The organism is Klebsiella sp. OBRC7, from assembly GCF_000293135.1.
GTDB classification, from domain to species: Bacteria; Pseudomonadota; Gammaproteobacteria; order Enterobacterales; family Enterobacteriaceae; genus Klebsiella; species Klebsiella michiganensis.
In genome coordinates this window covers 17,163-30,173 of the sequence record NZ_ALNJ01000120.1, presented here as the reverse complement: position 1 = coordinate 30,173, position 13,011 = coordinate 17,163, and the positions used below count along the sequence as shown (strand labels likewise).

Annotated in this window: 11 protein-coding genes and 1 pseudogene; 8 read left to right on the top strand and 4 right to left on the bottom strand. The window is 52.6% G+C overall.

The window, feature by feature from the left end; genetic code table 11:
• Window positions 1–3: 3 nt before the first annotated feature.
• Entirely contained in the window at window positions 4–984 is a 981-nt protein-coding gene (locus tag HMPREF1144_RS23235) for a LacI family DNA-binding transcriptional regulator (protein WP_009654140.1), read from the bottom strand.
• Between the two features lie 211 nt (window positions 985–1,195).
• Here HMPREF1144_RS23235 and HMPREF1144_RS23230 point away from each other — a divergent pair, with 211 nt between their 5' ends.
• The 7 genes from HMPREF1144_RS23230 to HMPREF1144_RS23200 all read left to right on the top strand — a co-directional run bounded on the left by HMPREF1144_RS23230 (window position 1,196) and on the right by HMPREF1144_RS23200 (window position 9,128).
• Window positions 1,196–1,594, top strand: a complete 399-nt coding sequence (locus HMPREF1144_RS23230) for an NUDIX hydrolase (RefSeq protein ID WP_032721746.1) — start codon at window positions 1,196–1,198, stop codon at window positions 1,592–1,594.
• Window positions 1,595–2,272: 678 nt separating this feature from the next.
• Entirely contained in the window at window positions 2,273–2,890 is a 618-nt protein-coding gene (locus HMPREF1144_RS23225) for a LuxR C-terminal-related transcriptional regulator (RefSeq protein WP_009654141.1), read from the top strand.
• A 70-nt stretch (window positions 2,891–2,960) separates the two neighbouring features.
• The gene (gene ecpA, locus HMPREF1144_RS23220; protein WP_009654156.1) at window positions 2,961–3,539 is read left to right on the top strand and encodes a common pilus major fimbrillin subunit EcpA; all 579 of its coding nucleotides are present in this window, start codon (window positions 2,961–2,963) and stop codon (window positions 3,537–3,539) included.
• A 64-nt stretch (window positions 3,540–3,603) separates the two neighbouring features.
• Window positions 3,604–4,281 (top strand): hypothetical protein, encoded by a 678-nt coding sequence (locus HMPREF1144_RS23215; RefSeq protein ID WP_009654122.1) that lies wholly within the window; start codon window positions 3,604–3,606, stop codon window positions 4,279–4,281.
• Window positions 4,282–4,289: 8 nt separating this feature from the next.
• Window positions 4,290–6,827: a TcfC E-set like domain-containing protein gene (locus tag HMPREF1144_RS23210; protein WP_009654136.1), complete on the top strand. Its 2,538-nt coding sequence runs from the start codon at window positions 4,290–4,292 to the stop codon at window positions 6,825–6,827.
• Window positions 6,817–8,448: a hypothetical protein gene (locus HMPREF1144_RS23205; RefSeq protein WP_009654129.1), complete on the top strand. Its 1,632-nt coding sequence runs from the start codon at window positions 6,817–6,819 to the stop codon at window positions 8,446–8,448. The genes HMPREF1144_RS23210 and HMPREF1144_RS23205 overlap by 11 nt, the downstream gene beginning before the upstream one ends.
• Complete coding sequence (locus HMPREF1144_RS23200) at window positions 8,445–9,128, top strand: fimbria/pilus periplasmic chaperone (RefSeq protein ID WP_009654152.1); 684 nt, start codon at window positions 8,445–8,447, stop codon at window positions 9,126–9,128. Before HMPREF1144_RS23205 ends, HMPREF1144_RS23200 begins: the two co-directional genes overlap by 4 nt.
• Before the next feature lie 6 nt (window positions 9,129–9,134).
• On the opposite strand, the pseudogene HMPREF1144_RS23195 reads toward HMPREF1144_RS23200, so the two are convergent.
• Window positions 9,135–9,832: pseudogene (locus HMPREF1144_RS23195) on the bottom strand (helix-turn-helix transcriptional regulator).
• 538 nt (window positions 9,833–10,370) lie between these two features.
• On the opposite strand from HMPREF1144_RS23195, the gene HMPREF1144_RS23190 reads away from it, so the two are divergent.
• Window positions 10,371–10,787: an Exc2 family lipoprotein gene (locus HMPREF1144_RS23190; protein ID WP_009654128.1), complete on the top strand. Its 417-nt coding sequence runs from the start codon at window positions 10,371–10,373 to the stop codon at window positions 10,785–10,787.
• 37 nt (window positions 10,788–10,824) lie between these two features.
• On the opposite strand, the gene HMPREF1144_RS23185 is transcribed toward HMPREF1144_RS23190, so the two are convergent.
• Both HMPREF1144_RS23185 and HMPREF1144_RS23180 read right to left on the bottom strand, forming a co-directional pair.
• The gene (locus tag HMPREF1144_RS23185) at window positions 10,825–11,976 is read right to left on the bottom strand and encodes a Gfo/Idh/MocA family protein (RefSeq protein WP_009654131.1); all 1,152 of its coding nucleotides are present in this window, start codon (window positions 11,974–11,976) and stop codon (window positions 10,825–10,827) included.
• Window positions 11,973–13,001 (bottom strand): sugar phosphate isomerase/epimerase family protein, encoded by a 1,029-nt coding sequence (locus tag HMPREF1144_RS23180; protein WP_009654137.1) that lies wholly within the window; start codon window positions 12,999–13,001, stop codon window positions 11,973–11,975. Before HMPREF1144_RS23180 ends, HMPREF1144_RS23185 begins: the two co-directional genes overlap by 4 nt.
• Window positions 13,002–13,011: the final 10 nt, after the last annotated feature.

Below are 13,011 nucleotides of genomic sequence, written 5' to 3'. Positions count from 1 at the left end.
TCCTCAGGCACTGGCGCGGGAAATGACGCGCCAGTCCATCATCACCCGCTCGACCGCGGCGTCGGGATTGTCGATTCTTTTCATCAGCAGCGTGACCGCCGTACGGCCAATCTCGCGCGAAGGCTGTTCCACGGTGGTCAGCTGCGGCGATACCACTTCAGCCAGTTCGGTGCCATCAAAACCGACTACCGCAATATCTTCCGGCACCCGCAATCCGGCCTGAGCGATAGCCCGCAGCGCGCCCGCCGCCAGCGAATCTGAGACCGCAAATACCGCATCCGGTTTCTCTTTCTGCGCCAGCAGCGTTTCCATCGCCCGGGTACCGGCGGCGGCGCTCAGGTCGCTGGCGTAGGTGACCTGTTGATACGCCAGTTCGCGAACGTGCAGCACGCTTTTGTAGCCGCGCTCGCGCAGGCGCGAGTAGCGATAGCTGAGATCGTGGTTGATTAAAGCAATGCGCGTTCGCCCGCCGTCAACCAGCAGGGAAACGGCACCCTGCGCCGCGTCGACGTCGTTGATGCCGACGCAGGAGACGCTGCCGTTATCGGCATATTCCGCGCACTGCACCCAGGGCGCGTCGCCGATCATGGTGGTGAGTTCCGGCAGGCTGGAGAGCGCATTCATGGTGATGATGCCGTCGACCATTTTGCCGGAGAGCAGCTGCAGACCCGAGGTTGAACGGGCTAAATCCGAGCCGGAATTACACAGCAGGATCCGGTAGCCGTTCTTTTCCGCCTCTTCTTCAATACCCTTGACCACCTCGGCGCAAAAGGGGTTGGCGATATTAGAGACCATCACCAGAATCATATTGCTGCGGGCCGTTCGCAGCTGGCGGGCCAGCAAATTCGGCTGGTAGTTACTCTCTTTGATCGCCTGCAGCACACGTTCGCGGTTCTTCGCTTTAACGGTATCGCTGTTATTCAATACCCGCGATACCGTCGCCACCGAGACGCCCGCCAGGCGAGCGATTTTCTGAATTGACATAGAGGCTGCACTTCCCGCATAGACGTTATATTTCGCAGGCTATCATAAATGAGCCCCGCCCGCGCCGTCAGCAGGTTTTGCGAGAATTGACGGGATTGATTAGCACGCTAAGGCGGTTATCATTATGGCGTCGGCGTTGTTTCGCTAGAGGCGAAGCAAACGCGGGTCGTTGAACACTAGCGGCATATCACTGGGGTATCTCTTGAACACCATAAAAAATATTCACATCGCGGCGGCGGTGATCGCCGACGGTCAAGGACGCTGTCTGTTAGTACGCAAACGAGGGACTGAGTACTTTATGCAGCCCGGTGGAAAACCTGAAATCGGGGAAGCCCCGGAAGCGGCGCTGATCCGCGAGCTCGAAGAGGAGCTCAACTTCATCGTCTCACCTGAAGAACTGGTTCCGGTCGGCCGTTTCACCGATACGGCGGCAAACGAGCCGGGCCATACGGTCTCTGCGGATATCTTTCAGATAGCCACCAACAGAGCGAGCTTTACGCCGACGGCCGAAATAGAAGAAGTTATCTGGTATACGCCGGGTCAGGATCGGCATATTAAGCTTGCTCCTCTTACCGAGAATCACCTGCTTCCTCTGCTGAAAGGGGCGTAAGCGCCGGGGACGCATCGAAAGTATTGGCTCATTTGTCTGCAAATTCACGCTGCCATCGTCCCGGTGGCGCTGCGGCGGCCTGCAGGCAGTGCCCGTTCAGGCTGCCGTAGCGCCCCGTCTCCCCAAGAAGCATTTGTCCGCTTCTTCCGGTTAAGATTTAGCACATCCTTCTGATTCGCTCCTTTTCAAGCGCCGATGCGTTTTAGTTCTTAAAAACGCCCTGTTTTGTACGCCAGATCATATTTCGCCAGATAGTCCTTTCCCCCATAATCCAAAATATCGCAACTTTCCCTTACAAAAAACAGGTGATTACAGAATAATCACCACAAAATAAAACAAAACAAAAACACAAAATTAACAAACAGCGATGTGATAGCATTTTTTTTGACTTATTGTGCTGTTTTTTTTTAACCAATCCTCCCCCATTCAGCGAGAAAATTCCTGGTCACCATGGATAATTCTTAAAGGGCTATCGACATAAAATTCTGCTTCTTAAGATTTTTCTTATTCAGAATAGTAGGTTAGTATCAATCCAGTCAATTTGAGCCATTAAGAATTTACACATTTTTCATCTATATAACTCTCCAGAAATTAAAGTTGTCACATTTATTAACTAGCCATAATATAGCCACATCATTGAACGATAGGGTAATACAATATAGGGAAATAAATCGACATATGGCTCCGCAGAAATATGAGAAGGTATACTGCATAAGCTGTCAGTATCAGTGCGAAATCTATCCCCGACCTACGATAAAATCGATTAACTGCATTGAAACCCGCTATTGCGTATGGCCCGATAAAAACATCTATTTAAAAAATGGTGTGCATTTTTTTTTAATTAACAAGCACTACAACTTCTCTAATTCCGGCTTTATATTTGTTGATTTTTCTCGCTACAACATCAGATTATTCACCAATGATAAATGGATTGAATATCTGATCAAAACAGGGTTGCGGATAGTGTTGATTGCCGACAGGTTAGCGCAGCCGCTGGCGCTATTCTGGAAACACCGCTGTCAGCAGATAGTTTCGATTATCAACACCAGCGATACCCGAGACGAGATTGAAAAGAAAATACAGCTTACGTTTCTCGGTCAAAGAGATGGTCGAGGCTACCGCCAAAAACTCAGCGACCAGGAAGTGTTGGTTCTCGATCTTTTACTCGCAGAAAAGTCGGTTAAGCAAATAGCCAACGAATTGCAGATGGCAGAAAAGAGGATCTACGCAATCAAGCTCAGCTTGCAGAATAAGATGGGAGGCAGAGGGAAGTTAAACATTATTCTATCTGGATAAAGTCATTATCAGTATTTGTAGCAATAACTCCATAAATGGAACTAACTTAATTATTCTCAGGAAATCTAAAATGAAAAAAATCGTATTAGCGGGTGTTGTGGCTGCGGCTCTTATCTCTTCCAACGCAATGGCTGATGTGACCACTTCCGCCACTGCAAGCTGGGATGCAAGCGCAACTAAAGACACCACCAGCGCGCTGGTTGTCACTCCGCTGAAATCCCTGAACTTCCAGTACGCTGAAGGGATTAAAGCGTTTAACTCTCAGAAAGGCGCTTTCGACATCACCATCCAGGGCCAGTCCGGCGCGACCGACTTCACGCTGACCTCTCAGATCGTCAGCAACACCCTGAGCCGTACCACTGACGCCTCTACTCTGGCGGTTGGTGTGAGCTGGAACGGCAACGCGCTGAACAAAACCACCCCGGTAACGATGATTGATACCGCCAACAACATCTCCGCGGGTCTGGATGCGCTGGCTGTCGCTACCGCCTACGCAGGCGCCGATCGCGTCAGCACCCAGGGTAACTTCGATTTCACTATCGACTCCGCGACTTCTGACGGCAGCACCGCCGCTGAGTTCAAAGAGTTAACCGACGGTTACTGGAGCGGCGACGTTCGCGTTCAGTTCAACGCGGTCTGGACTATCTAATCAGGTGTAGCCAACACCTGTCCGGTATGACAAGGAGGCTTCGGCCTCCTTATAAGGATGCGCCATGAAACTGAATCCATTATTACTCTCTCTCTTCTTATTCACCGTGACGCCCTCCTCCCATGCAATTAATGTCGGAGACGTCACCTCAATAATGGGGCCGGATGCCTCGACGCTGGCAAAAGAAATCATTAACACCACCGATACGGCGCGTTACGTTAGCGTCAACGTGGAGCGTATTTCATCGCCGATGGCCGGCGGCACGGTTATCCCGATGGCGAGCAGATCGGAATTATTATCAACGCCAGCCAGCCTGATATTACCCGGAAATGCTAAAGAGAACTTTCGTTTTTTTTACAAAGGACCTCAGGATAACCAGGAACGTTATTACCGCATATCCTGGACCGATGAACCGGTGACCGAGTTTGAAGCCAGTAAAAAGAAAAAACAGGGTGAGGCAACGACCTCGGCCATTATTGGTACCATTCTGGTGGTCGCCCCGCGTGAAGAAAGATTTGACTATCGTCGCGATAATGACACGGTGACCAATACCGGTAATGCTTCATTCCGCGTTATCTCCTACGGGCCCTGTCGTGATAAAGCGAAGGATGAGGGCCAAGGCTGCCGTGAACGTTATTATGTCATGCCTGGTGTCAGCGTAAAAATAAAGCATACCGATCTCACCAACAAAAAAACAAGAATTGGAATATGGCACGGTGAGCAATACATAAATGTAAACTGAGTAACATTATGGATAATCTTGGTTATGTCAAAGGGACGTTGTTCGCTGGGTTATTGATTACGGTAAACCAGGGTTGGGCAGCTAATGCTACAGCGCCAGTTAAAGTCAGTAACTATGTTATTCCTTCGGTATTTGCTAACGCGTTGTATCAGGGCATGTCGGTCCCTGTTTTTATTCGTTATGAAGGCGATAATAGTACCCAACGCAGCCAGCAAAAAATCGCCGATGCTATACTCACAATCAAGGATAATGAGTTTCGCCTGAACCAGATCGCGCTCAGCGAGATGCCGGAACGAACCGAATTATCACCTCAGATAAAATCGCTGCTCAACGAGATGCAGGATAAAAGCATCGGCGATGGTCAGCGCGTTTATATCAACAAAGACGCCTCACTTTCACTCGATACGCGTTCCTTTTATCTTGAGCTGACGGTTAACCGGGCAGCCATGCAGGCCGCTATTTTGCCGCGTACCAATATGCTTGGGGAGTCCACTGCCCAGAATCTCTCGAGCGTGCTGAATTACTCGATGGGGAGCTATTACAACAAATATGAGAATACCGATAACGCCAGCAGCTATCTGACGCTGGATAATACCTGGTCGCTGCGCGAGCACCATCTGAACTTTAACGGTTCCCTGTACGGGATTGGTACCAGCAACCAGCAGGGTAAACTGTATCGCTCGATGTACGAACGCGACTATCAGGGGCGCCGCTTCGCCATGGGGATGGTGGATACCTGGAACCTGCAATCGATCGCCAGCATGAGCGCCCTGAACTCCAGCCGCATTTACGGCATCAGCTATGGCAATAAAAGCAGTTCCCAAACGCAGGACAACACGCTTGCTCTGGTGCCCGTAACGGTGTTCCTGCCGGCCGCCGGTGAAGTGCACGTTTACCGTGACGGTAAACTGCTCAGCATTCAAAACTTCTCCATGGGCAGCTACGAGCTCGATACGTCGCGCCTGCCGTTTGGCATCTACAACGTTGATATACAGGTGGTCGTTAACGGGCGCGTGGTCAGCAGCCGGACGGCAAATATCAATAAAACGTTCGCCCGGAAATCGAGCGTCACCGGCGATCTCTCATGGCAAACCTTCGCGGGCAGCCTCGAATACAACAAGATGGACTATCGCCATAGATACAACATCAATTATGGCACACAGAATACATGGATAGCCGGGGTCGCCGCTGCAACCAGCCAGCCCTGGCTTTCCGGCGTGAATCTGAAAACCACGCTCTACGGTTTTGACAATAACGGCGTCAATGAAACGGAAGCGAACGTTATTTTCAACAACGCGTTTAGCTTTAACCAGCAGGGGCTGCTCGCTACCGACGGCAGCTGGCAGAGCACCTCCACCTTCAATATGAGTTTACCGGACGGGTACGGCAGCCTGTGGGGGTCGCGCCAGTATGGTTCTATCGGTAACGCGCTACCGATGCAGAAAAACGACTACGTCACCATCGGCGCCAACGCTAACCTGCGCAAAATCGCGCCGTTCCTCGGCACGCTGAGCGTCAGCCGAACCAATAACAAATATACCGGGAGCACCTATACCAACGTCGATTACGATCAGTCCCTGTTAGCTAATCGCTACGCAACCGTCACGCTACGCGCCGGCATTCAGAACTATCAGTACAACAACCGCGAAAATCTGCGCGATAAGTACATTAATATTGACGTTTCTATCCCCTTCTCCACCTGGCTCAGCACCGGGGTGTCCAGCCAGAACGGTAACGTGCTGGCGAACGCCACGCTGCGAAAACGCTTTGACAACAGCGCCATTACCCAGGTGGGCGCATCAGTCTCGAAACAGCTGAAACAAAATAAAGAAGACAGTAGCAGCTATCGTTCCGACGATTACGCCACCAGTGGTTACGTCAGCTATGACACCAAATATAACGCCGGCACCGTCTCCGTCAGCCGCTCATCGCAGCACAGTTCAAACTACAGCCTGAGCTCGCAGGGCAGCGTGGCCTGGACGCAAAAAAATGTTTATGTCGGCAAAGGCACGCAAACCGCGGGCCTGGTGGTCAACACCAATTTCAACGGCAAGGGCCGGATGATGGCGCAGATCAACGGCCAGAACTACCCGCTGACCGGCAAAAGCAACTTCATCAGCCTTCCGCCTTACGCGGAATATAAGGTGGAGCTGATGAACGACAAAAATTCGGAAGACAGCGTCGATATTGTTAGCGGCCGCCGTAGCAAAGTCGTGCTCTATCCCGGCAACGTCAGCGTGCTAAACCCGGAAGTCAAACAGCTGGTCACCGTCTTTGGCCGGGTGAAAGATCGCCGCGGCGGTTACTACGCCAACGCCGACATACATAACCACATTGGTAAAACGCGCACCGACGAACTCGGCGAGTTCGCCATGGACGTCGATAAGCGCTATCCGGTGATCACCCTGGTGGATAAATTCGGCGGCATCTGCGAAGTGGATCTGGATCTGACAGAGGCGAAAGGCGCCGTGTGGGTCGGTGAGATCCCTTGTGAGATCCAACAACAAACGGCATCAGTGACTGGAGATGTTAAGAATGTCTATTAAACCCCAGGCCATCGTACTGCTGGCCGGCTGGCTGCTGGCTGCGCCGGCTATAGCGCTTACCGCAAGCAGCAGCGGGACGGGCAATAACACCTATATGTTTATCGACAACGGCGTGGATAATGAATTTTTTATTACCTCTAGCTCCCTGTCCCCGCGCTTCAGCGGCGCCAACGTCTGGACAAGATATAAAACAAACCAGCGTAGCCTGGGGTATATAGGCAACTCAGGCTGGAATTACACCAACCGCTATTTTGACCTGTGGATCGCGAACTCGCCTATTAACCAACCGTTTCTCGGTATCCGCTGCATGACTACGGGTGATACCTGCCCGGCTTCCGGCTATATCACTCCCGATGTCATCGAGAAAGAAGGCTTTGCTCACGCCATGTCCGGTAGCAAATTCGAAAACGGTAGCTATGGCGCCGGCGCGCTGAGCCAGTCCGCCTATGAATATTTCCGCAACCAGTCGGTGGGAGCCATAGATGCAATACAACTCAATCTTTGCTATATGGACTCCAAAGCCGACTATGACTTTGCCTCCGGCCTTCGCTGTAAAGATCTCACCAGCGGAGGAAAGTGGGTCTACTATACGATGAACCTCGAAAAGGTCTCGCATCTGACTTTAAATAGCACCGGCGCGATGGCGGAAGTCTGGGTTGCCAGCGACGGTACGCCAAGCGTCAGCCACGGTACTGATTTATGCCAGATGGGCGTGGTTGGGAGCGGTTCGTCGGCCGTGTCGGGAGTCATCTGTAAAATGGTGTCTTACAACTTTCAGGAAAACAAGACTCTCACTACTCAACTGACTTTTCGCATGCTGATTGACACAGTATTGTTGGGCTTTACGCCCTCCGCTTCCGACATAAGGTACAGCGGTGATGGGGTAACCTGGACTAACTTCAGCACTACCAACGTCTATAACAAGATCTTCAAACCATCAGGCGAATACGTCTACGTGTTCCTCTCCAACGCCTTTTTCAAAAAAACCCTCGCGGCGGGAACGGATTTAACAAACAAGGATGAGCTTTTCACCTTCTATTTTGATAACGGGGTCACTCCACAGTCGGGTTATTATCAGTTTACGCCATCAACATTAATTAACATTGTCCCGCGAGAATATGGCATCAGCATTATTCCCAGTGACGGGCGCTCCCATCCCCAAGAATCCGGAAAGATCGGTAGCGAAGAACCGATTACCTTTGAGTATAGAGTGACAACCTCCGCATCGCGTCAGGCCGATAGCATCACCGCCCAGGTCATCGGCGACGCCATCAACATGTATGGCTTGCCGTTCTGTCTGTTTACCTCCGCGGACGAGACGCTAAAAGTGCCCGTCCCGGCCTACCTCGAGTGGACGTCCGCTACCGGTAAAGCCGTAAAAGTACGTAACAGCTGCGGCGAAGATCCTGTCGATATGACCAATGCCGCCTGGGTTCAGACGGCCTGGAACGCCAATATTAACGATGGTTTCTTTTTTACTACCACGCTGAAACTGCTGTTTCCGATGGATGACCCGCATTCACAGTTCACCACCAATGGCCATGACTGGATGGGTGTCGTCAGCGCCACCGGGAACGTAAAAGTGACCGCCACGTGGATTGGCGTCGATCGGGGGGTATGATGCAAAAATTCCTTGTCATCGGATTGTGCGGGCTGTGTATCCAGCCCGCTTCCGCGGTGTACTTTGATTCCATCATTTATGATATGGATGCCAGTAAAGATTTTATCTCCCGGCCGCTAGTCAATGATACAAAAAGCAATAACTTATATACTATTTCGGCTTACAAAATCTCCCGGCCGGGCAACGGCAATGAGCGACCGGTGACCACTCAGGATAAAGACCTGGTCTGGTCGCCGCTGCAGTTCACCGTACAGGCCAATGGCCAGGAATATTTTAAACTCTATTACCGTGGGCCTAAAGATGACGTCGAGCGCTATTATCGGGTGATCTTTAAGGAGACGCCCGTTATGGTTCTCCCCTGGCGTCTGGATCAGAAAAAAATGGATGTTGTCCCTTCGGTATCGATGAGCACGATTCTCATCGTTCGCCCGCGTAAGACGCGATTCCAGTATGAAATTAACGAAGCTACAGGCACTATTAAAAATACCGGCAACACCTATTTTAGAGTCATTCTGCAGAAAGGCTGCAATGGTGACGATGAAAGTTCAACGCAATTTTATATGCTGCCAGGGGAGAGCTGGACAGGTCCCGAAGGGAAAAATAGCAACAGGAAATATATTGTCGCATTAGGACGTTATCATAAATTAGGCAACGGCTGCTTCATGGATTCGCCGGGTTAACCGCTGCTAATCCAGAGCGGGTATGTTATGCCTGAAGCGCAGCTCGCGCAGGCGATTGAGTCCGCCGAACTTCTTGCATAAAGAGTATTGAAAGCGGTAGACGCTGCGGGTATCGCACGCCATGATGCGGGCGATATCCTGGCTGGAATGCCCGTCCGCCAGCAGGCGCAGCGTCTTCATTTCATGCTCCGTCAGCGACGGTGTGCGCCGGCAGCGAAGATTTCGCCCCAGCATGATGCGTTTTATTTTCTTGATTAAGCTGCTTAAGCTATCGTTGACTTCCACCACCGACCATAATAATCCGGAGCGCAGCATCCAAAAATTAGCCATGGGCAGCATGCTCTTATCCGCGAGTAAAATAACTTTCAGCCCGGTCTCCTGCAGTTTTTCAGCCCACTCCTCATGCAGAAAATACAAAATATTGTCGAGGGAGAAATCCACCACCACCATTCCTTCAGGCAGAAAACAGGTAATTTCACGAAAAACCAAATCATTCACCGCTCGCTTAAAAAAATAGTTTTTATCTGGCCATACAGAAAACTTCCTCTCTCCGCAAAGGGATCGCTCCATTTTATCTTCCGCTTCAATAGGGCAGTTTAAACCACACGCCATACATTTAATCTCAGGGTTACCTGCCGGCATTACGCTTACCTCTTGAGTGGCTATAAATATTTTCAAAAAGATACATATGGAATATCAAACATACTATAAACAAAAATTTTTGCCGCTATTATATTTACTATAACCATAGAAAACAAAAGACTAATTTATAATTCCAGACCTTCGAAAAAATAACGTTAACACCTTTCATTAAATATTTTAATAGAACCCTCATATAATTTAACTATATCATATATAGCAAAACATCGCTGCCCTGATTCCCTTACTCGAAGCGAGCATACAATTTTGTGACTTAATTTATCATCGCGCGATGCGTACTATTCGCAGGCAATCGTCATTCTCTGGCTCCTGCGGGCAGCGGCCCACTCGCCGCCGCCAGAAATGCTTCCGCCAGCCAGTCGATAAATACGCGCAGTCGATATTGCCGCTGATAAGGTCCGAAGGGCTGTCAGCAACCACCAGACGACGTTGATGGCGGGCTGGCGCAGATCTAAAAAATGCTGCCTGAAGGCCCCTGGATTCATGGGTCTTCAGGTGCTACCGTACAGACATAATTAGCCGTTTTGTTCTGTAGCCGAATGATCGGTGTACCTGTTCTAATAATTATGGATGATGATATCAATGAAACTAAAAATAGCGTTTATCGCGCTTGGCTGTTCACTTGCCGCCCTTTCCGGCTGTACCTCCTCAAAATCTTCCCCGGAACGCCACGCTTACTATTTTATCTCACACCGCAGCGATTTCGTCGGCGGTAACTTCGTTAGTAACCGTCAGGAAAACTACCGCTTAAATCTGCCGAACTTCACCGACATCTATGTCCGTGGCCAGCATGACAGAAAGTCGGGGATGAGCGAAAGCGACGCCCGCCGTACCGCCGACGCAATCAGGCAGCAGGTGGCAGAGGGCACAAAAACCCAGCACGCATTTACCGGCAACGTCAGCGATAAATGGGATAACGAAATGGAGAATAAAGACGCCGTGCTGTTCGGTAATGAACTGGCCGGAACGTATCTCGACGGCTATTTTGGCGTGAAATAACCCAGCGGGTGCGCGAAATGCGCACCGCGCCTTCGGTTTACCTTTCCACTTTCACCCAGCGCTGCTGCTGATGGCTTTTCACTATCGCCGCAATGATGTACATCACGTCCGCCCCCTCGTAGAACGAGGCGAAACGCCGTGACGATGCCGGCGGCATCTCACCGGCGCGCACCGCCTGATAAAAGCTCAGCATCATATTTTTAAACGCATCGGGCCAGCCTTCATTATGTCCGCCGGGGAAGTGGGCGCTGGCGGCGGCCTCGCCAAGCATCAGGCTCGGATCGTCGCTCAGCAGCTGGTTTGGCCCCTGGCGATGGCCAATCCACAGCCGCTGCGGCAGCTCCTGATCCCAGGCCAGCGAGCAGCGGCTGCCGCCGATCTCCACCGTCAGGCCGTTTTTTCTCCCGGCGCTGACCTGCGAAACGATAAAGCTCCCCTTGCTGCCATCGTCGAAGCGAAACAGGACCGACCCCAAATCTTCGGTATCGACGGGCCGCGCTTCATACGCGATATCATCGCGATGCTGGCTGAACGTCGCGTCGCCGGCCACGGGCGCCTGGCGCGTCGGCCAGACGATGGAGAGATCCGCCATCACCTCCACAATGCGTCGGCCGGTCATAAACTGCACCGTATCACACCAGTGGGAACCAATGTCGGCCATCGCCCGCGAGGCCCCGCCCTGCGCCGAATCCACCCGCCAGTTATAGTCGGTCTCCAGCAGCATCCAGTCCTGCAAATAGCTGCCGTGCACCGCAAACAGCCTCCCGACATCGCCGTTGCGCATCATCGCCGCCGCCTGCTGCACCATGGCAAACTGGCGATAAACAAAGCTGACGCCATGAATCACCCTGGCGCTTTCCGCCAGCGCCACCAGCTCACGGGCCTCCTCCGGGGTCATGCAGAGCGGCTTTTCCGAAAAGACGTGCAGTCCGGCGGAGAGGATCTGTCGGTTAATCCGCGCATGCAGATGGTTCGGCGTACAGTTATGCACCACCTGCAATCCGGGATGCGCCAGCAGCGCCTCAACGCTACCGTAGGCGTGCGCCACGTTGAGCTGGCGCGCCTTCTGCTGCGCCATCTTCAGCGAACCGTCGCACAGCGCCACCACCTCGATGTCGCCCACCCGGCGCAGCGCTTCCAGATGCGCCGGCCCGATAAACCCGGAGCCAATAATGCCGACCTGAATCATTCTCCTCCCTCCTTGCCTGCGGCGAAATCATCAAACGCCCGCCCGGAGACCGGGATGATATGGCGGCGGATAAACTCGCTGCCTTCGCGCGCGCCGACCTCCGCGTCCTTCAGGCAGCACTCCCACTCCAGCACCGCCCAGCCGTCAAAATCATACTCGGTGAGCTTGCTGAAAATCGTTTTGAAATCGATCTGCCCATCGCCCAGCGAACGAAAACGTCCCGCCCGCTGCTGCCAGTTCTGATAGCCGCCGTAGACCCCGCTGCGCCCGTCGCGGCGGAATTCGGCATCTTTGACGTGAAACGCTTTGATTCGCGAATGATAGATATCGATATATGCCAGGTAGTCCATCTGCTGAAGATGAAGGTGGCTGGGGTCATAGAGCATATTGCAGCGCGGATGGTTATCGACCCGCTGCAAGAAACGCTCGAAGGTCACGCCGTCATGCAGGTCTTCGCCGGGATGGATTTCGTAGCAGACATCCACGCCCTGTTCGTCAAAAACGTCCAGCAGCGGTCGCCAGCGCCGGGCCAGTTCATCAAAGGCCTCATCGAGAAGCGGCTGATTATGCGGCGGCCACGGATAAAAACAAGGCCACGCCAGCGCCCCGGAAAAGGTGGCATGCGCCTTCAGCCCCAGACGCGCCGAGGCCACCGCCGCCTGGCGTACTTTCTCTACCGCCCACTGCTGGCGCGCCTGCGGGTTACCGCGCAGCGCGGCGGGCGCAAACGCGTCAAAGGCCTTATCATAAGCCGGATGAACGGCCACCAGCTGCCCCTCAAGATGGGTGGACAGCTCGCCGATCGCCAGGCCCTGTTCCGCCAGGATGCCGCTCACCTCATCGCAGTAGGTCTGGCTCGCGGCGGCGCGTTCAACGTCGAAAATCGCCGGATGGTTACAGGGGATCTGCAGTGCCTGATAGCCCAAACCGGCGGCCCACTGCGCCAGGCCCTCCAGGGTATTAAACGGCGCCTGCGCGCCGATAAACTGCGCCAGGAAAATGCCCGGTCCTTTGATTGTTTTCATACCACCTCCT